We start from the raw sequence: 231 nt of genomic DNA on the forward strand, positions 1-231 counted from the left end.
CCGGGATCGTCAAGCCGCAGGTGGCGTTCTTCGAGCGCTTCGGAGCGGCCGGATATGCCGCGCTGGAGGAGGTGCTGGCCGCCGCGCGCGCCGCAGGGCTGTTGGTGATCGCCGACGCCAAACGCGGTGACATCGGCACCAGCGTGACGGCGTACGCCGAGGCGTGGCTGACGCCCGGCTCGCCGCTGGAGGCGGACGCGATGACCGTCGCCGCCTACCAGGGGGTCGGGT

1 protein-coding gene is annotated in these 231 nt (G+C 73.2%); it reads left to right on the forward strand.

Annotated features, from left to right (window positions below; all coding sequences use genetic code 11):
- The coding region (locus SB717_RS39905) for an orotidine 5'-phosphate decarboxylase / HUMPS family protein (protein WP_410908903.1) at positions 1 to 231 on the forward strand (231 nt) is incomplete at both ends.

It is taken from the genome of Priestia sp. SIMBA_032, assembly GCF_046535215.1.
Taxonomy (GTDB): Bacteria; Bacillota; Bacilli; order Bacillales; family Bacillaceae_H; genus Priestia; species Priestia aryabhattai.